The sequence below is a fragment of the Reichenbachiella ulvae genome (assembly GCF_025833875.1).
Taxonomy (GTDB): Bacteria; Bacteroidota; Bacteroidia; order Cytophagales; family Cyclobacteriaceae; genus Reichenbachiella; species Reichenbachiella ulvae.
The window spans coordinates 1,453,418-1,471,986 of sequence record NZ_JAOYOD010000001.1; the positions used below are offsets into that span (position 1 = coordinate 1,453,418).

Below are 18,569 nucleotides of genomic sequence, written 5' to 3' on the forward strand. Positions count from 1 at the left end.
TCTTGTTGCTTTAGTCTATAGATGTAATAAAATTAATACTGATGGATCAATGCATCAGGGTAAATACCAATTCTTTCATGATCTCTCCTTCGGATTGTGTAGGATAGTCTATGCCTTTGGACTTCATATCTGCAATCTTGATGTATTTGATATTGTTGATCACTTTCGAAAGCGGGTAATTCTTAGCTGCCATCATATATTCCTTCACAAAAAATGGATGAACCCCCAATAAAGATGCCAAATGCTTATCCGACTTATTTTGTGAATGATGAACCAGCAGAATCTTGTTGAAAAAAGCGTAAATATTGGCAATGATCGGAATGATAGGATTTGACTTTGGATCGGATTTAAAATAATTCACGATTTCATTCGCCTTCATCACGTTGCGATAAGAAAGCGCCTTCTGCAGTTCGAATACATTGTACTCTTTACTGATCCCGATGTTTTTGTAGACATGTTCAGGTTTGATCAAGTCCTCGTTCGGAATGTTGATCAGCATTTTATCGATCTCGTTGGCAATACGAGTCAGGTTATTCCCTATGTTCTCTGTAATCAGAAACAAAGCCTTTTGCTCTATCTTTTTCCCTTTGGCTTTGACATATGATTCGATCCAGGCTGGCAACTGATTGTCGTACATCTTGGCCGAATCCATCAGCACAGCGTGCTTAGCAAAAGCCTTGGTAATTTTCTTCCGCTTGTCCAGTGCCTTGTACTTATGAGCCAAAACCAGAATAGTGGAAGGCTGAGGGTTTTCGAGGTAAGCAGTAAAGAACTTCTCTCCTTCTTCCTTATCAAGCCCTTTCAATTCCTGAGCCTCTTTCACTATCACCAGCTTCCTCTCTGACATCATCGGGAACCCCTTGGCATGGTTGATAATATTTGGGATATCAGCATCCTTGCCATAGACTATGATTTGATTAAAGCCTTTCATACTTTCTTCAATGGCGTGCTCCTCTATATAATCAACAATCTGATCTATAAAATAGGGTTCTTCTCCCTGAAGAAAATACACAGGGGCATACTGACCCGCCTGAAGATTCTTAAGTATTTCTTGAAAATTTGCCACGGAACTATCAAAGGTTTAATTGCTCACAAAGAAATCAAATTTGATCCTCTATACGCAATATATCAAGCTTTGATTTTGAATCCTGAAAGGAATTCGATTAGATATCAATCTGTACGGATGGCATCATTGACAATTCGAATCATATCCTTGTTGAACTGATTCAAATATTGATCACAGCCCTGAATAAAATAGCGACGTTTAAGGATAAAAGGATTGACATACGAGATGTAAATATCAGACTCCTCCTTCCAAACCATGATCTTGAATGGTAAATCAAAAGCTACGGTTGGCTCGCAAGAAACCAATTCATCTGAATTTCTGATCTCAAAATCTACTACATATACCAATCCTATGAATCTTCCTTTTGAAGTAGAATCAGCTTCGTAATATACCGTATTGAGATAAGTATGACCATTGTTGTCCAAACTGATGTAGATATTGGATAAGGTCTGATCTAGATTGTGAGGGCTCACGTAGATCGTAGGGTCCTGTGCACTAAGGGGTGTATGAACAACCCATAAAATAGCAGCAACTACTAAGCTTCTTAAAAGTTTAAATCTTTTTATAATACAAAGTTTTTTTGGCAAGGTATGGCTTATGATGTCGATCACTGTTAAATAATCCAATCGCAAAACTATTCAATTTGCAATACTTGATTAAAAAATCAGCTACTTTTTATTCTATCAAAAAAAGAGCAAGATTTATCTCTAACCTTGCTCTCTTCCTATTATTTCGCTTCTTTGACCAGCTCAGCTAAAAGTTTAAGCCCCTCTTTCAAATACGGGTCATCTGATAACTTCTTCTGAAAATCTTCCTCTGAAGTCAACTCCTGGCCTATTTTTCCACCAGATTCGGTGAGTTGCTCTCTATCTAGCTTTCTTTTTTGCTCTTCGTCATTTTCTGCTTTTCTCTCTTCATAGTTCAGTGACAGCAAATTGTCATCCTGCTGCTTTTTCATCAATTCTATGTCCTCCTGGAGGTACTGCAAATCCACATCGCTATCCAAATCAGAAAGATATATAGCCTCCAAATGCTTGATCAACTGAGGTGATACATTATTAGTAGGTCTAAAATAGGAAGACTGAATTTGGTCCCAAGGCAGTGCATTAGGTCTCGAGCTCTCTCCAAATGCCTCTGCGGTAAAACCAGATGGAAAACCAATATCTGGCGTTACCCCGATGTTTTGCGTACTGCTACCTGTCACTCTGTAAAACTTAGCCAGAGTCAGTTTTAACTGTCCCATCCTCTCATCATCATTAGGAAACATTCTATTCAAATCAATTAGATTCTGAACGGTTCCTTTTCCAAAAGAAGCTTCTCCGACAATAATACCACGTTTATAATCCTGAATGGCACCACTAAAAATCTCTGAGGCTGAAGCAGAAAACCGATTGATCATCACAGCCAAAGGTCCATCATACTGCACTTTGATGTCCTCGTCACGCTTGATATCAATGCTTCCATCCGAATTGCGCACCTGTACTACTGGACCCTGATCTATAAATAATCCAGTCAAGTCGATGGCCTCCATCAGAGAGCCCCCTCCATTGTACCTCAAATCGATCAATATCCCATCCACTTCGTTAGCCTGAAGATCTTCGATGATGCGTTTAACATCACGAGTAGTACTTTTATAATCTTTCACACCCTGTCTTGCTTCTTCAAAATCGATGTAGAAACTTGGCAAAGTGATCACGCCTAACTTATAGGTCTTGTTTCCATTGTAGATCGGAATAATTTCAGAACTCGCAGATTGCTCCTCTAGTTTGATCTTGTCTCTTACGATTCTGATCTCTCTTGGCAAGGCTCCTGCCGCTTCATCAAACTTCAAAACTTGAAGTCTGACTACAGTCCCTTTCTTACCTCTGATTAACTGAACCACATCCTGCAATCTCCAACCTATCACATCTACATAATCACCCTCATCGCCCTGAGCTACCGAGATGATTTTATCATCCTTGTGCAGCAATTTACTTTTGTAGGCTGGACCTCCTGGCACTACTTCGTTTACTACGGTATAGTCCATGCTCTGAGTCAATCGAGCGCCAATCCCTTCTAATGAAAGACTCATCGATATATTGAAGTTCTCTGAAGAAACAGGAGAAAAATAATTGGTATGTGGGTCATACGAGCCCGAATAGGCATTCATATAAAATTGGAAGACATCATCCGAATTGTACTGATTGATGCCTTTTCTGTAGCGCTTGTACCTATTGGTTAGTGACTCTACGATCTCCTCGTCTGTCTTACCTGCCAGCTTTAGACTTAAGGCCTGACTCTTGATGATCTTTCTCCAACGCTCGTTGATTTCTTCGTTATTCTTAGCCCATTCGATTTCTTTGTCATCGATGTTCAATTCTTCTTGTTTTGAATAGTCAAAACCTGTAGCAAGTATCTCGTCTACATAATCTATACGTGTATTGGCTCTTTCTCTAAAGATTCTAAAAATCTGAAAAGCCACATCAACATTGCCGCGTTTGATATAATCATCGAGCTCAAACTCATACTTACTGAAGTAGTCAATATCTGCTGCCAGAAAGTAAGATTTATTCCCATCCAAAGACTCCAGGTAATCATGGAATATTACTGAAGACAAAGAGTCGTTCAATTCCATGTCTCTATAATGATTCTTACTCAAGAGGTTGTTGATCAGATAGGTTTCTTTCCAGTGTTTTGCGGCTGGTTCTAATGTAGCCAATGTGTCACCGCCAGTATATGCCTGGGATACGATAACCTGCAATAGCAAAACAAACATCACCCCTATCTTTCTATATTCCCTCATTCTCATTCGATCGTATTTTATTCTATTTCAAAATATAAATATGGTTGATTACAACGTAAAAAGCTTAGCATTTGGTTTAATTTTGGCATTTATTAACCTTTCTCGCAGCGATTATCTTCACAGCATGAACAACAGACAACTGTTTTCCCAACATCTCGGCCAAACCTCAGAATTTCCCCTTTCCATAGAAATCGATCATGCCCAGGGCTTGTATATGTACGAGTCAGGGGGCAAATCTTATATGGATTTGATCTCGGGTATCGGGGTTAGCAGTGTGGGACATAGACACCCAGTTGTGATTGCAGCCATTCAGGAACAAACTGACAAATATCTGCACCTGATGGTATATGGCGAATTTGTAGAAGCTCCTCAGGTTCAACTCGCCAAGTCGCTGGTTGATACACTTCCCTCCCATCTCAACAATGTGTTTTTGGTCAACTCAGGTAGTGAAGCCACTGAGGGAGCGTTAAAACTGGCCAAGAGATACACGGGCAAGACCAAAATCGTATCATGCTCTAACGCCTACCATGGCTCTACCTCTGGTGCCTTGTCAGTCTGTGGAGATGAAAGTCTCAAACAGCCTTTCAGACCTTTACTACCGGAGACATACCGCGTCAGATTTGGTAAGCAGGCTGATCTGGAAATAATTGATAAAGATACTGCAGCGGTGATCATCGAACCCGTACAGGGAGAAGCTGGCGTACGTTTGGCGGATCAGGCCTATTTTGAAGCATTGAGAAAGAAATGTGATGAAGTCGGTTGTCTTTTGATCTATGACGAAGTACAATGTGGTGTGGGTCGTACGGGTAAATTCTGGGCCTTTGAACATTATGGAGTAGAACCAGACATCCTACTTACTGCCAAGGGAGTCGGAGGTGGTATGCCCATCGGTGCCTTTATCTCCTCCAAGGACATCATGCACAAACTGACTCACGACCCGATTCTAGGTCATATTTCTACCTTCGGAGGGCATCCTGTCAGTGCAGCAGCGGCCAATGCCACCGTTCGCTTTTTGTCTTCCTCTGGGCTCATTGACCAGGCAGAGGCCAAAGGGCAATTGTTTAAATCGCTTTTGGTACATCCCAAAATCAAAGAAGTAAGAGGCAAAGGCCTGATGCTGGCCATGGAACTGGAATCTTTTGATTACCTCAAGAAGGTTATCGACCATCTGATCGAAATAGGCTACCTAACGGATTGGTTTCTGTTTTGTGACAACTCCATGAGAATCGCACCGCCATTGATCATAGAGGAAGCCGACATTAGGAAGGCCTGTCAGGCGATACTAGAAACACTTGATCAAATAGATTAACTTTTGATCTCAAAAAGTTGAACCAGTTCAGTTTAACTTAATTGAACGATAAGATCAACACTGAATAGCCCATAAAGAAAAAAGGCTTGCAGTCCATACTACAAGCCTTTTTCCATTTTTTTCCCAAAACCCCGGTTAACTCATTAACCAAATAACTGCTAACTCGGGCTTTTGCTAAATTAAAGCATCGGAGAAAGCTCTAAAACAACTTCCTCGCCATCAATGACCAGCTTCACACTTTTGCCAGATTCGCTAAAAATGTCCCTAAGGTCTGCCAGACCGATTTCCGTAGCGGCCACACCATCTACAGATTCTATCTCAGCATCTACCGCTATACCAGCACTAGCTGCAGGACTGTCTTCAAATACCTTGTGAACCAACACTTTTGATTTGTCCTTGCTCAACTGTAGTTCGATTCCTGAGCTGTTCACAGGGAAAGCCTCGTCATAGTGCTTGTTCTTTTCCCAGTACATTACTTTATCGTGGTAGTTGTACACTACGTTGAATCTTCTCAACACTTCACTTCCCAGGATACCAGCTATCTTTTTGTGTGCCTGGATACCACTCGTGGCATGGCTCAAGCCTACTGGCATATCCTCAAAACTGAATCCTGCAAATGAGAAAGACTGTACTTTTCCCCTGTGGTGCTCATATTCCTTATCTCCAAGACCCGCTACCAGGTAGATATAGCTCTCTCCTATTTTAGAAGCCAATTTATTCTTCTCCACGAAAGGCGTATTAAAGTCTACTGAAGCCTTGGCCCCTGTGTCAACGAAAAACTCTCCGCTTACCTTCTCACCATTTTGCAAGACCACTTCTGCAGCGATGTGAGGGATGTATGAAGTCAGGTTGATCTTAAAAGACTTACCTGTTCCCATATAGGAATAGCTGGATGGGTCATACAAGTTGATTTCCATCGCATCATAGTCCATAGATACCACATAGTTTTTCAATATATCATAACCAATGATCCCATCGATATCCTTTCCAATACTGATTTCTAGGTGGTTAAGATCGGTTTCATATACTTGAATATTGTGAATAGGCGCTCCTCCTACTGTTAATTCATTGTGCTTGACCAGCTTACCACTGATGGTACCCTCTGCACTAGTCGTAGTAGCAGACGAACCTGAGGCCATACCTAGTTCCTTGGCCTTGTCGATATTGAGCACGCACAGTCCGTCTCCAGTATCAAAAATAAAATCCAAATCATCGGATCCATTCACATTGACCTTGATAAAGGTGTGATCACCATACTGCTCGAAAGGTATCGTCGCAACAGGTGTCTGACTCCAGGCCTGACTGGCTAATAAACAGGCGAAAAATAATAATCCTAGTTTTGTTCTCATGTTTTTCATCTTATTTCAGAAACATGAAATTACTCTCAATTGAGTAGATTTCAAAACTGCTTCTGTTGATTTAATTACAGCTGTTCTTATTCCAAGAATCAATAGTCAAATTCGAAGGTGGAAATGTTGCGTGCAAAGTCGCTGACATACAACTCGAAATGCCCCGTAACCGACACTTTTTCGTCAGACCAAAGCAGATTCCTTTTGGAATCATAGTTCATCAACAACCATTCACCATTTAGCTCTGCCCGGAACTCTTTGATACCCGACAGGTCATCTCTGACTTTGAATCGGACCACACCATACCTGCGTTTGAGAGGTATTATGCTGGGTTCTTCCAGATCAGTAGCTATGGTATAAGGCACCAAATAGCGGGTACGGAAATGAATGCTGTGATAATCCCAGGTCCCTCCCATATAGCTCATGTTCCCGCGATCATCAATGCTATAGACGGCAGCTTTGTCCTGGTCATATATCTTACGAGGATATAGCGTCACATTCACATTGTGCCGGAGAGGAGTCTCGAGATTATTGATCTGAAACAACTCTTGACCTGTAAGCGAATCCATTTCATATCGATAGCGGATATATGAAGTATCAAAAAGGGCATTGGAGCCAGACTTGATGATGATGTTTTCTCCATCGAAAGCCGAAGGTCTACCCTCGGTGAGCGTCCCCGCGAAATCAAAATAGATCATCTGATCACAAATCTTAACCGAATCAGGAAGACCTCTTCTCATATCCCAAAGATAGAAGGCATCGTCCATGACCACATAAGACAACTGCAAAGTCGTCTGTGTAGAGTCATGATAGATCAGCGCCTCGCAGTAGTTGTATTCACTCAAATCACCTTTGAGCTCAAGCAAATCACCATGGAGCTCTCCTTGAGGTTTGCGCTTGCTCATCTCCTCTTGATAAGGCCTGATATTCGTACTCAGATTGTTGACCGTGAACCGGTACTGGCTGATGTTGCCATAGCTATCTTCTAGCCGGATGTCCAAATGATGAGGATCCAAATCCATGATGTTCATCAATCCGTCGTAGGCATTGGTCTTATAGATTTCCAGTTCATTACCTTCATCCACATAGAGCTTATTGAAGCGACGACCACCCTGAACCGCTCGTTTGTAATTGGTGTGTACCAGTATGTTTCTTTGGAGGTTGAATTCCAGCTCTTCTATGTTTTGATGAAAGACCAGGTCGCCATCGAGGGTTAGGGTCTGGCGAGGAATACCATTCCGGTTGCGGGCGCCATCCAACTTGTCATAAGCATAGACCTCTACTCCTATCTTGCCCACCAATGAAATTGGAGCATCCAATATAGGATTGCCATGGGCATCACGCACTATGGCAAATTCGAATCGCCCAAACATCCCATTGATGCGCGAATTGGCATCTAAGGTCACAAAGGCCACCTTCTCGATGGTCGGAGGAGTCGTGTCTTTGATCTCGTCAAATCCATAGGCCAAAGGATCTAAAATCTTGTGTTGCTTGTCTCTGATCTCGAAATGCAAATGCGGTCCTGAGGATGATCCTGTGTTACCAGATTTGGCAATTTCCTCTCCTTGCTTGAAAGAAAACTCATTTGCATCAGGAAACAGATTAACCTCAAAAGATTCTTTTTTGTATTGCTCGTCTCTGACATAGGCGGCCAACGCAGGACTGAATTCCTCCAAATGCGCATAGACAGTCACCGACTCGTTATGTGGATGATAGAGGTAGATCACATTGCCATAGCCGCTGGTAGATACACGCACTCGCTGCACATAACCATCTGCCGCCGCATAGATCGGCAGGCCTGTCGTACCACTCGTCTTGATGTCTATCCCGGCATGAAAGTGAGACGAACGCAGCTCCCCCATGGTACCGGCAAGGTAGTTTTCTTGCTGGGGACGAACAGGAAAGATGAAATCCCCCTTCTTAGGCGACTGAGCCGAGGTAAAAAAAGAAACACAACATATGAGGCAGGCAAGCAGACTATTTAATCTCAAAATCCATCACTTTTTCATCTTCCAAAAATGCTTCCAACCTGTTGCCGATTTGAACTGGCCCTACTCCTTTAGGCGTACCGGTAAAAATCAAATCCCCCTTCTTGAGCATAAAGAACCTGGAGAGGTAGCAAATCAGATAATCAATATCGAACATCATGTGGCTGGTATTGCCCTGCTGCACTTGCTGGCCATCTATTTTGAGTCCGAAATTGAGGTTTTTCAAATCATAGCCTTCGGTAGATCGAAAGGTAGAGATAGGTGCCGAACCATTAAAGCCTTTGGCCAGATCCCAGGGCAGCCCCTTGTTCTTGAGCTTGGTCTGAAGATCCCGGGCCGTAAAATCTATACCGATCCCAAACTGGTCGTAGTATTTGTGTACGAACTTAGGATCGATGTTTTTACCCTCTCGGCAGATCCTGACGACCACCTCCACTTCGTGGTGAATGTCCTTTGTAAAATCCGGGTAATAAAAAGCGTCGTTGTTTCTAAGAATAGCAGAATCAGGCTTGGAAAAAACTACCGGTTCGTCCGGCTTCTCATTGTTCAACTCCTCGATGTGCTCCACATAGTTTCTACCTATGGCCAGTATCTTCATATTCGTATGATTTGAATGAAAGCAGTCGCTAAGTTCAAATATGTCTGCGAAAATGAAAAAGTATTAAGGAATAAATATTACGAAAGGATCATAGACTGTATTGGTGGGCCTAGTGACTATGCTTTTTTGCAGACTATTAGGAAATCTATCCACGGCATAGATGTCAAAGTAATATTTATGAGGTCTTACAGCTTCTAATCACTCTGCGACGATTCTAGATCCAGTTAGGCAGGGTTCGAATTTCAATCAATCCTTGAGCAACTCTTTGATTGCCTCGATTTCATGTTCAATATTGAATGGCTTTTCGACTATCTTTTCGAATTCATACTTTTCTAAATGATCATCGTTCCCAATGTGGCCGCTGCTGATGATGACTTTAGAGGGTAGCTTAGATTCTTGTAAATACTGCAGCAGGACTTCACCATCCAGTTCGGGCATTTTCAGATCGGTTATAATCAAGTCATACTCTCTTTCTTCTATTTTCTTGATGGCTTCTTTCACTCCCAAAACAAAATCCACAACAAAGCCTTCCAATTCCAAACACATTTTCCACCCTTGTGCTATTAACAATTCATCATCTACTACCAATATTTTCTTTTGCATATGGTGGGTTGGTCAGTTATTGGACAAGGGCAACTCAACGATAAATTCACAATTGGTGGACTGCTCGTTATAATACAATCTGCCGCCATGCTCTATCACGATGCTCTGAGATATAGACAACCCCAAACCTGTGCCTTCTCCTATTTTCTTGGTTGTAAAAAATGGATTCATAATTTGATCTTTTAGGTCGTCTGCTATGCCATCTCCACTGTCTTTCACAGATATAACAACCTTTTGATCATCCTCTGCAAATATTGAAATCTCTATCCATTTGTCCTTCTTGGTTTCAATGGCATCACTGGCGTTGTTAATTAGGTTAATGATTACTTGAGAAATTTGAATCGGGTTACAATACAACTGGCAACTCTCATAATTCTCAATGATTTTGATGCCTTTGATATTCAACTTCTTTCTTGAGAGGTTAATCGTATTTTCTGCCAGTGACTTTAATTCATTGATTCCTTTGTCCTCCTCCTTTGGTTCTCTCGAAAAGAACTTGAGATTGCCTACAATCTCAGACATCCTCATCGTAGTGGATTCGATTTGATCCAAAACTTGTAGAAGCATATCCGGCTCTATCTTTCCATTTTTGTTCAAATACATTTTGAGGAAGGAGGTTTGGGTAGAAATGATCGTGAGCGGATTGTTGATTTCGTGGCCCACCCCACCTACAAACTGCCCTAATGCAGATAGGCGCATGGATTCAGCCAAGGCTTTTTCTCTTAATTCGCTTTGCTTTTGTGCTTCTATTTTTTCTGTCACATCATTGGTGATGGCGATGTGACAGGTTTCACCATTGGACAAGGTGAAAGGGCTGGCGTAGGTCTCCATCCATCTTCGGGCTCCTTTTAATCCAACTATTTCGAAAATGAGCGAACCTTTCTCTCCTGCGCAAACCTTTTCATTGAATTCTATAAATTTCTGTCGATGACTGGGTTCGACCAAATCATATACAGATGCACCAACCACAGACTCCAGTGAATCCGACTCGATCAGACTTAGGCCCTTGGGGTTCATCATGATCAGTTCCCCTTGCCTATTAATCAATTTCAGGCATGAGGGAGTCTCGTTCAAAACCTCCTTGACATCTCCGATCTCATTGAACTCGGAAAGGACTGAATACAAATCAGATTTTACTCTCAAAATATAGTTCTCTTGTTTAACAGTCTACCTTAATATTTAATTTAACGAAAAAACACTAGAACAAATAGGTAGACCAGGCTCTTTATGGTTTAATACTGTCTTTTAATTAAACCCTTGTATTGCAAGTACATAGTTCCAGTGAAAAAAATCTACCAATACATCAACAGTAAACTACAGACACCTCGTTTAGATGGTTATGTCCCTATATATATTTACAACATCTTGGAAATTAATGTCCAAATACAGGACTTCCAGTGGTTCGATGGTGTTCCTTTGCTAGGACTTGAAATAGCGAATCTTCAGTCAACCCGTATTTCTCCGCTAAGAGAGAAACCCGTTCATTATATCCATCAATTATTTTCTTAATCATTCGAAGTTGCCGCTGGTGTTCGTGAGCCATATCTATGCAACTTTCCTGATTGGCTATTAATGATTCAGAGGTTATAGTACCAGTGACAATAGAATCCGTTTCCAGCGTTACAAAATGATAAAGTTCGTGGTAGAAGAGTTCCTTATTAGACCATGTCAATCTAACAGCAGTTGGCTGTTCTACATCGAAGAAATATTCATCAGATAAGGGAATACCTTGGACAGTGTCATTGGGGATCATAAGGAATCTCAGCCCCGGATTAAGAATTAGGGTATCATCGACATTATAACGATATAAGGGTGTTCTGTCCATGTTCCTAAGCCACCTCCAAGAGTGGTTACTTAGTTGCAAATATTCTTGATAGATTCTAGCGCTGCTTGTTTCAGACCTACATGATATAAGACAGAATAATATGATTAGGAATAGATTGTTCTTCATGGGGATATTGCTCCACATCGCTCAACTGTCATTTCTGAGCTGTGTCTTTCAATTTTCAATAAAAATATCCCAACCTTACCGCCTTTGCAAATGACTCAAAGCTTATGGATGTGCTTAGCAAGTCATTCCTGCTCCAATTCTGTTAACAGTTTTTCAATGCTCTGTTTCATTTTGTGGTTTTGATCGGTTCGGAAATAATAAGTCCGTAAAAGAGAAAGTGCCCTATTGTTGAACAATCGGTATTGATCTGATTTTAAATCCAACCTCCAGTCATTGAGATTTTTCGCTTCAACGTCTGAGAGATCATAAAAGGAAAGCATGTCTACTGCATTTTCAAATTCAAGATTGCTAAGTACCCAATGTTGTACCACTTCCTCTCTGTTTTTTTCATAAAACTCCTGCGTGGCTTTCAATTCCAAAATGGCATGTTTGATCTCTTTGCTAAATAGTTCCAGATTGCCCGTATTGATAATATCGTCTATGGTATAGGCCCTGCTTTGGTAGAAGTCACCATAATAGGTCACCTTATCCATTTCTTGTATTACCACACCGATTTCCTTATCTGGTTTTTTAAAATAGGAGATATAATCATTGATATCACCCTGCATTTTGCGACACAAAGTATCCAATTGATCCAAGCTCATTAAATCAACTTTCAGCTCTGTTATTAAAGTTTGTTTGTAGTTATTCGCCTGGCGTTTCTGTTTTGAATTTTCATTTAAATTGTTGATTTGAAGGGCAATTAATATCCCGATCACGACCAGAACTATCTCTCCCAAAGCATATTTCAGATACTTCCCTGTCTGCCCCTCTAAAAGCAAGTTTTGTCTGATTTTTCTAAAGAATTGGATCATGGGCTATAGTTAGGTTATGATCAAGAACAACAATTTAGTGTTCTATAGCCTAAAATAGGGTATAAATATGATTTGCTTCGCTTGTATGGGCAATGGTTTATAGACGATACACCTTTGAATTCAGATCTGCAGAGGGATATTCATGGAAGCGTCTGTTACTTGGCTGTTATTTCTACAATCCAGCTACCCGATTCACAAAATGGAAGAATGAATCAATTTCAGCTTGAAATTGTGCCCGTTCTGGAAAACCCTCCCGAATATAGGTACTGTCGTTCGTGAAATAGATAACTCCATAACCTCCCATATCAAACTTGTTATATGTTGAACCATCTTTAAGAGTAACCAAAGTTGAATCTACAAATTGAAAGTTGATCCAAGAGTGTTCAAGGAGATAAAATGCGTCTTCAAAAATCGAGTCCTCAGCAGTTTGATAGTTCGGAATTTCACTCCGAAGAGAATCAGCTTCTATATCAGTTAGTCGAAAAATGTAAATTTCAGCAAATCTCGGGTCGGAAAAACTATTCTCGTTGATAGATATAAGTTGACATGATTCGGTCATCGGTAGGTAGAATCATCAATTTATTGGATTCAAAGACTTGTAAAATGAGTTCTTGTTCGACACTGTCAGGAGGATAGATGAATTTAATTATTGAATCAGTTGCAACAAATTTTGCCGTTGGTACGGAAGGTATCTGTTCGTTGAAACTCCAGCGATAAAAGTTATTTAGCGAGTCAAACATGAGCCAATGTGGCCAGTTTTTGTCGTTCGTATGCCACTGACCAATGACATTAGAATTTCCTTGAAATGTTGGTTCGTTAGGTTGTTGAGAACAGCCAAAGGAAACGAGTAAAATAAAAATAGATATCTTGATTAGGTTCATTTGCAATTTGCGGCAATAGCCCAGAACAACCTCAACAACAGCCCCCCTCCCCAAATCACCCATAGAGAGCTGCAATCAATGTTTCATTCGTTTATTTAAAACTCTCTCTAATCTAATGCCCGTCCTGTTGACATACAACTGCTCGGATAGGATTTGATCCCAGGCCTGGACAAAATATCTGAAATGTGGGATGGGATATCCGGTAGTTGAGGTCCAGTTCGGTGATTCTCCACCATAGCTGCAAAGGCAGGTGGCTATTAAGGCATTTCATTAGGTCTTGAGTCTGGTCTGGATGGTCGGATTCCCCATTACTCGATTCTAAAACAGCTATAGGAAGCGATTTGATTAAAATTAGATCTGCAGAGGGTTATTCATGGCAGAGTTTGTTAGATGCTAATTTGTTCTAATTCAAGTTTTGAAATAACCTTTTTAATTAAAGTATTCTCTTGAACACGGTATATGAAATGAAGCCAAAAGTGACTTATCAATACAATCGTAATAACAAATAATTGAGTCCAAATATCCTTGTTTGAAAATATTGCACCAACTTGGAAGAGTATCAGTAGACCCATTAATAAGAAGTGCTCTTTTCTGATTTTAGTTCTTATTTCAACGGTTCGATTAATTTCTACGTTTGAAGTGTCGATTAGAATGTTTATCGGAAAACCACCACCTCCTTTTACTATTAGTACTCCCCATGAGATATTTGAAATTATTTTTATAAGGTTATTCTCAAGTTTATTTATCTCAAATTCATCTGTTTCCGTCAGAAGTTCATTCAGTTTGTCATTGAAATTAGTTTCCGAATTGAGCCTGTATTTTTTGTTGATAGTTAAATAACTCACGTGATAAGTGTTATTCTGGCCTTAACGTCTCAGGTATGGAGCCTCCTTCGGGCAAGCCTATGCGAATTGGCGTATGCTCTATGACCCAATGTTGTAGAGCCTTTCTATTTTATTTTTTCACCTCTTCTATTTATGTAAATCCAGGACTCACTTATCATTTTTGTATGTCCTTTACCATTTATTAATTCACAATCATAGGAAACTTTTGCTAGCCCCTCATTAAATTGGCTTGCACATTTAAACTGTGGTTCTATAGCAATTTCTCCTTTTGAATTAGCATATCCGATTTTACCATCTTTCAATATTCTGAACATTCCATCAGATAAGTAATCAGGACCGTTATCATACCATTTTACATCATAAAGATATTCGCCATGATTATTTAATGCCTTGCAATTACCACTATGGTCTAATACGATCCCATAATTCTTTATTGTATCGGTATAACAATAATAAAATTGGCCTATTGGTATAATTGTATCACCAACTGAGTTAATATAGCCTGACGGAGTTCCTAATTCACATATTGCATCTTCACAAATCCGATATAAAATGTCGTCATTGGTCGAAGGTATTTGGCTTTTCTGTTCTGATTTAGATTCTGATTCTCCAAAATATCCTTTAGCAAAAGCATCGGAAAACTCATTAACAAAGTAATTATATATCCCTAAAAGTAGTATTGGCAATATTAGCAGAATTAAAATCAAAAATACTTTTCTGTTACTCATTTTTGATATATGCTTAACAACAGCCCCCACCCAAAATCAACCATAGAGTGCTGCATTCGGTGTTTTATTCGTTAATTAATAATCCTCCCCAATCTAATGCCCGTCCTGTTGACATACAACTGCTCGGATAGGATTTGATCACAGGCCTGGACAAAATACCTGAAATGAGGGATGGGGTATTCGGTGGTTGACGTCCCATGCGGTGATTCTCCACCAAAGTGGCAAAGGCAGTTGACCATTAAGCCATTCCATCAGGTTTTCAGTATATATTATCGCCTCTATTGGCTTTTCAAGCTCTCCATTTCGGCACAATCTTCAGGATCAAAGCATTCAATACATGGTTGCTCTACTTTAGGAAAGCTTTGTTCGAATTTTTCCATGACAAACTCGTCGACATGATAATAGTTAGGGTGAAATGTTGTCTCCCATTTCCCTAATCCATTGTCCGTATCAATCCAAGTAAATTTAAACTCTTGTTCTTCAGTTGAACCAACCCAAGTGGCCTTAATCAGAATAATGCCAGCCTCAGTAATGCGAGTATCTTTTATGTTGTACTCATAATCCTCTTGCTGACCATGCATGAGTAAATCAAATCCTTCGTCTTTTCGTATGATGCTGATCAATCGATTTCCTCCATCACAAGTACTATAAATAATCGGAATCGAGTCTGTTTGAGTTAATCTAACCCACTTAGCAGGAAGTTCTTCAATATTGTAAGGATGAAGGCCAATTTTGCTAGTATCAGTTGTAGATTCATCTTCTCTTTCTGGTCTAACAACCTTCACCTCCAAAGCTGTCGGTTCGTTAGGCTCTGAAATTTCTGATTCCTCTTTTGGTCTGGGAGAATTGCAAGAGTTCAAGTAGAAGGAACTCATTACAAATACGATTAGAAAACTTCTCATTTTTTTCTATTGACCATAACGTTGAGTGTATGTATAGTCTCGGTTTTGAAGCTCTTCATTGTCAAACCTTTATAATTACTACTTTACCCGCTATTACGTATGACACATTGTTAGCACCAGCTTTTTATAGCAATTCAAATGAATCAAAAAATCTTTTTATCGAATTATTAAAATCTTTATTTGTTTCTGTTATTGTTTGAAGCATATACATTTGATTCTTGACAAGATATAAACGCATTGTTATTACCGCTTTTCCATTTTGAAAATCAACTCTTATTTCTCTTCCAGGGTATTCATCTATCGTAATTACTGTTTCAGATAATAATTTCCCGTGCACATTATTTACTGCCCCATCAATTGAGTTTCTAAAAAAGTTATACAAAATCTCAGTTTTATTTGAGTTTATCAAAGTGTCAGGATATTCCGTACTATTTACCATGTAAACCAAGTTATCATCCTTCTTGTTATTTGAGGCTTCATACATGAAAATATTCATTTTTAACAACCCTATTTCTGAATTCACAGTTTGAGGATTAGAAGTCGGTTCTTTAGGAAAATCAACTTTAAAACCATATTCGGTCGATTCGAATAAAACCCATTTATCAGATTTTGAAAAACTGAATAAAAGTAAAGTCATGAATAAGATTGCCGTGATGCTCGTTCGTTTTTTTAATTTCATAGTATTTTTTTTGTAAGTAGTATTTGTTAAAAGATTTGATACTCTCTCTATTTAATCAAAGTCTATTAAGTTTCTCTTAGACAGTAACTCTGTATTCTTATCGTTGTCTTAAATTGATGCTAACAACCTCAATAACAGCCCCCTACCAAAATCAACCATAGAGTGCTGCAACCGGTGATTTATTCATTTATTTAAAATTCTCTCTAATCTAATGCCCGTCCTGCTGACATTCAACTGCTCGGATAGGATTTGATCCCAGGCCTGGACAAAATATCTGAAATGTGGGATGGGATATCCGGTAGTTGAGGTCCAGTTCGGTGATTCTCCACCATAGCTGCAAAGGCAGGTGGCTAATAGGGCGTTTCATTAGATCTCGAGTCTGGTCTGGATGGTCCGACACCCCATTGCTCGAATCGATAACAGCTAAAAGAAACTAGAGGCAGCCATTTGATAAAATTTATATCTGAAGAAGTTTAATTATGGAAATGACTGTTAGATTTAGTTTTAATCGACAACAAAGTCTTCGTTCAAGCATTTAAGGGTTGAAGGGTCAACTTCCTTTAATTTTCCGTTTGTCGTGTAAGCCCATGCTAGGTTAACCTTCTCGAAATATTCATTAGAGTAATCTTCTCGAATCAATATAATGTAAGCTCTCGATTCGGAGTTCCCTTCGCAAGTGGTTATGTAGAGGCAATTTTCAGGGCAACCGGTTCGAATGTTCAAAGTGTCAGAGATTTCGTAAATGGCTTTACTTCCTTTGCTTCCAAGAAATTTTTGATACGCAAGTACAGCATTACCGCTTCTACATTCCGCCTGAGTAGGAGCTAAAAATGAGATTGCATCATCACCTTCAACAAGTTTAGCCCAGCATCTATAGTAGCTATTTAGATTAATTGGCTGTTGAGCTACGCATGGAAATGTTGCAAAAACCAAGATGATTAAAAGAATTCGAGTCATATGTTCAGGAGTGAAGTACTACTCTATTACAGACGAAATAATCTTAACGCTAAGCTTTGATGAGTGGGCATTAGAATTCACTAACCTTTCGTCTTGGCTCAAAGCCACGGCTTTTTTCAAATACATTACTTGTGGCAGACTTTCCAAGTGCCACAAAATTATCCTGATCGATACCCCATTCATTCATAACATTTGTTCGAGCACGTTTAGAACCTTCCCATAAGTTTATCAATCTCATCAATTAGTTGATCTTCGTTCAGGTTCCTCAAAGTAAGTGCTTCGGTTATTCCAATAAGTTGATTGATCTTAGTTCCTTTTCTGGGAGACCATTTTGTTGCCGTTCTCCTCCCAGAGTTTCCAATTGACGTGAAATAATAAGTTGTTCCATCGGTTCCCATCATTCCGTTATTTTTGTACTTAGTTTGATCTAGTGCTGTTTCAAATAAATTATCAATCTTATCAGCTAAAGTTTTTGAGATACTTCTTTCGCTGATTATGATTTTAATATCATCCGGATTCTCTGCATACCAGATACTCCTATCGACTGATACTTTAGTCACGACATAGGTACCCTCAATATTTTCAAGGTTAATAACATACTCACTAGTGAATGATGGAAGAACTAACAGCCTTGCTAAAGGTCGTTTGTTTAGGGTATCTAAAAGAAAAGAGCGAATTTTATTCTTATAGTCAATTTCATATTTAAAATAATCAAAATAGCTATCAACAGGTTCTAAATGATCAGATTCGATTGCTGTACGTTCAACATAATTGCTCCAAGATTCTCCCTCTATTCTTCCTGTTTGTCCATAGGAGTTCCATATGACACTAACCAAAACCAATGTTGTCAAAAAAGCTTTCATATTACTCCTGATGTGCTCTAATAACCTTAACAACAGCCCCCCTCCCAAAATCTCCCATAAGGAGCTGCAATCGGTTTTTCATTCGTTTATTTAAAATCCACCCCAATCTAATGCCCGTCCTGTTGACATACAACTGCTCGGATAGGATTTGATCACAGGCCTGGACAATATACCTGAAATGAGGGATAGGATATTCGGTGGTTGACGCCCAATG

At 39.7% G+C, this 18,569-nt stretch carries 18 protein-coding genes; 1 reads left to right on the forward strand and 17 read right to left on the reverse strand.

What is annotated here, in order from left to right:
- Nucleotides 1-46 precede the first annotated feature (46 nt).
- The 3 genes from holA to N7U62_RS05830 all read right to left on the reverse strand — a co-directional run bounded on the left by holA (nt 47) and on the right by N7U62_RS05830 (nt 3,854).
- A complete protein-coding gene (gene holA, locus N7U62_RS05820; RefSeq protein ID WP_264136956.1) occupies nt 47-1,066 on the reverse strand; it encodes a DNA polymerase III subunit delta in 1,020 nt (339 codons plus the stop codon).
- Nucleotides 1,067-1,170: 104 nt separating this feature from the next.
- Nucleotides 1,171-1,692, reverse strand: a complete 522-nt coding sequence (locus tag N7U62_RS05825; RefSeq protein WP_264136957.1) for a DUF302 domain-containing protein — start codon at nt 1,690-1,692, stop codon at nt 1,171-1,173.
- 101 nt (nt 1,693-1,793) lie between these two features.
- On the reverse strand, nt 1,794-3,854 hold the full coding sequence (locus N7U62_RS05830) for a carboxy terminal-processing peptidase (protein WP_264136958.1): 2,061 nt from the start codon (nt 3,852-3,854) through the stop codon (nt 1,794-1,796).
- A gap of 118 nt (nt 3,855-3,972) precedes the next feature.
- Between N7U62_RS05830 and N7U62_RS05835 the strand changes: the two genes are divergently transcribed.
- Entirely contained in the window at nt 3,973-5,157 is a 1,185-nt protein-coding gene (locus N7U62_RS05835) for an aspartate aminotransferase family protein (RefSeq protein ID WP_264136959.1), read from the forward strand.
- A 179-nt stretch (nt 5,158-5,336) separates the two neighbouring features.
- On the opposite strand, the gene N7U62_RS05840 is transcribed toward N7U62_RS05835, so the two are convergent.
- The 14 genes from N7U62_RS05840 to N7U62_RS05905 all read right to left on the reverse strand — a co-directional run bounded on the left by N7U62_RS05840 (nt 5,337) and on the right by N7U62_RS05905 (nt 18,355).
- Nucleotides 5,337-6,506: an aspartyl protease family protein gene (locus N7U62_RS05840; RefSeq protein WP_264136960.1), complete on the reverse strand. Its 1,170-nt coding sequence runs from the start codon at nt 6,504-6,506 to the stop codon at nt 5,337-5,339.
- Nucleotides 6,507-6,604: 98 nt separating this feature from the next.
- Nucleotides 6,605-8,497 (reverse strand): M23 family metallopeptidase, encoded by a 1,893-nt coding sequence (locus N7U62_RS05845; protein ID WP_264136961.1) that lies wholly within the window; start codon nt 8,495-8,497, stop codon nt 6,605-6,607.
- The gene (locus N7U62_RS05850; protein WP_264136962.1) at nt 8,484-9,092 is read right to left on the reverse strand and encodes a fumarylacetoacetate hydrolase family protein; all 609 of its coding nucleotides are present in this window, start codon (nt 9,090-9,092) and stop codon (nt 8,484-8,486) included. Before N7U62_RS05850 ends, N7U62_RS05845 begins: the two co-directional genes overlap by 14 nt.
- Nucleotides 9,093-9,338: 246 nt before the next feature.
- Nucleotides 9,339-9,695: a response regulator gene (locus tag N7U62_RS05855; protein ID WP_264136963.1), complete on the reverse strand. Its 357-nt coding sequence runs from the start codon at nt 9,693-9,695 to the stop codon at nt 9,339-9,341.
- Nucleotides 9,696-9,707: 12 nt separating this feature from the next.
- Nucleotides 9,708-10,838 (reverse strand): ATP-binding protein, encoded by a 1,131-nt coding sequence (locus N7U62_RS05860; protein ID WP_264136964.1) that lies wholly within the window; start codon nt 10,836-10,838, stop codon nt 9,708-9,710.
- A 229-nt stretch (nt 10,839-11,067) separates the two neighbouring features.
- Nucleotides 11,068-11,520: a hypothetical protein gene (locus N7U62_RS05865; protein ID WP_264136965.1), complete on the reverse strand. Its 453-nt coding sequence runs from the start codon at nt 11,518-11,520 to the stop codon at nt 11,068-11,070.
- A 248-nt stretch (nt 11,521-11,768) separates the two neighbouring features.
- Nucleotides 11,769-12,500, reverse strand: a complete 732-nt coding sequence (locus tag N7U62_RS05870) for a DUF6090 family protein (RefSeq protein ID WP_264136966.1) — start codon at nt 12,498-12,500, stop codon at nt 11,769-11,771.
- 518 nt (nt 12,501-13,018) lie between these two features.
- A complete protein-coding gene (locus N7U62_RS05875) occupies nt 13,019-13,444 on the reverse strand; it encodes a hypothetical protein (protein ID WP_264136967.1) in 426 nt (141 codons plus the stop codon).
- A 323-nt stretch (nt 13,445-13,767) separates the two neighbouring features.
- Nucleotides 13,768-14,226 (reverse strand): hypothetical protein, encoded by a 459-nt coding sequence (locus N7U62_RS05880; protein WP_264136968.1) that lies wholly within the window; start codon nt 14,224-14,226, stop codon nt 13,768-13,770.
- A gap of 104 nt (nt 14,227-14,330) precedes the next feature.
- Entirely contained in the window at nt 14,331-14,954 is a 624-nt protein-coding gene (locus N7U62_RS05885) for a WG repeat-containing protein (RefSeq protein ID WP_264136969.1), read from the reverse strand.
- 278 nt (nt 14,955-15,232) lie between these two features.
- Nucleotides 15,233-15,856, reverse strand: a complete 624-nt coding sequence (locus tag N7U62_RS05890) for a hypothetical protein (protein WP_264136970.1) — start codon at nt 15,854-15,856, stop codon at nt 15,233-15,235.
- 124 nt (nt 15,857-15,980) lie between these two features.
- Nucleotides 15,981-16,535: a hypothetical protein gene (locus N7U62_RS05895; protein WP_264136971.1), complete on the reverse strand. Its 555-nt coding sequence runs from the start codon at nt 16,533-16,535 to the stop codon at nt 15,981-15,983.
- Between the two features lie 504 nt (nt 16,536-17,039).
- Entirely contained in the window at nt 17,040-17,492 is a 453-nt protein-coding gene (locus N7U62_RS05900) for a hypothetical protein (protein ID WP_264136972.1), read from the reverse strand.
- 206 nt (nt 17,493-17,698) lie between these two features.
- Complete coding sequence (locus tag N7U62_RS05905) at nt 17,699-18,355, reverse strand: hypothetical protein (protein ID WP_264136973.1); 657 nt, start codon at nt 18,353-18,355, stop codon at nt 17,699-17,701.
- Nucleotides 18,356-18,569: the final 214 nt, after the last annotated feature.

Excerpts from the sequence above, each read along its gene's own strand:
- N7U62_RS05870 (WP_264136966.1), bottom strand. The coding sequence starts at position 12,500 with ATGATCCAATTCTTTAGAAAAATCAGACAAAACTTGCTTTTAGAGGGG.
- N7U62_RS05855 (WP_264136963.1), bottom strand. The coding sequence starts at position 9,695 with ATGCAAAAGAAAATATTGGTAGTAGATGATGAATTGTTAATAGCACAA.
- N7U62_RS05865 (WP_264136965.1), bottom strand. The coding sequence starts at position 11,520 with ATGGACAGAACACCCTTATATCGTTATAATGTCGATGATACCCTAATT.
- N7U62_RS05875 (WP_264136967.1), bottom strand. The coding sequence starts at position 13,444 with ATGGGTGATTTGGGGAGGGGGGCTGTTGTTGAGGTTGTTCTGGGCTAT.
- N7U62_RS05840 (WP_264136960.1), bottom strand. The coding sequence starts at position 6,506 with ATGAGAACAAAACTAGGATTATTATTTTTCGCCTGTTTATTAGCCAGT.
- N7U62_RS05830 (WP_264136958.1), bottom strand. The coding sequence starts at position 3,854 with ATGAGAATGAGGGAATATAGAAAGATAGGGGTGATGTTTGTTTTGCTA.
- N7U62_RS05850 (WP_264136962.1), bottom strand. The coding sequence starts at position 9,092 with ATGAAGATACTGGCCATAGGTAGAAACTATGTGGAGCACATCGAGGAG.
- N7U62_RS05835 (WP_264136959.1), top strand. The coding sequence starts at position 3,973 with ATGAACAACAGACAACTGTTTTCCCAACATCTCGGCCAAACCTCAGAA.
- N7U62_RS05885 (WP_264136969.1), bottom strand. The coding sequence starts at position 14,954 with ATGAGTAACAGAAAAGTATTTTTGATTTTAATTCTGCTAATATTGCCA.
- N7U62_RS05905 (WP_264136973.1), bottom strand. The coding sequence starts at position 18,355 with ATGAAAGCTTTTTTGACAACATTGGTTTTGGTTAGTGTCATATGGAAC.
- N7U62_RS05890 (WP_264136970.1), bottom strand. The coding sequence starts at position 15,856 with ATGAGAAGTTTTCTAATCGTATTTGTAATGAGTTCCTTCTACTTGAAC.
- N7U62_RS05895 (WP_264136971.1), bottom strand. The coding sequence starts at position 16,535 with ATGAAATTAAAAAAACGAACGAGCATCACGGCAATCTTATTCATGACT.
- N7U62_RS05900 (WP_264136972.1), bottom strand. The coding sequence starts at position 17,492 with ATGACTCGAATTCTTTTAATCATCTTGGTTTTTGCAACATTTCCATGC.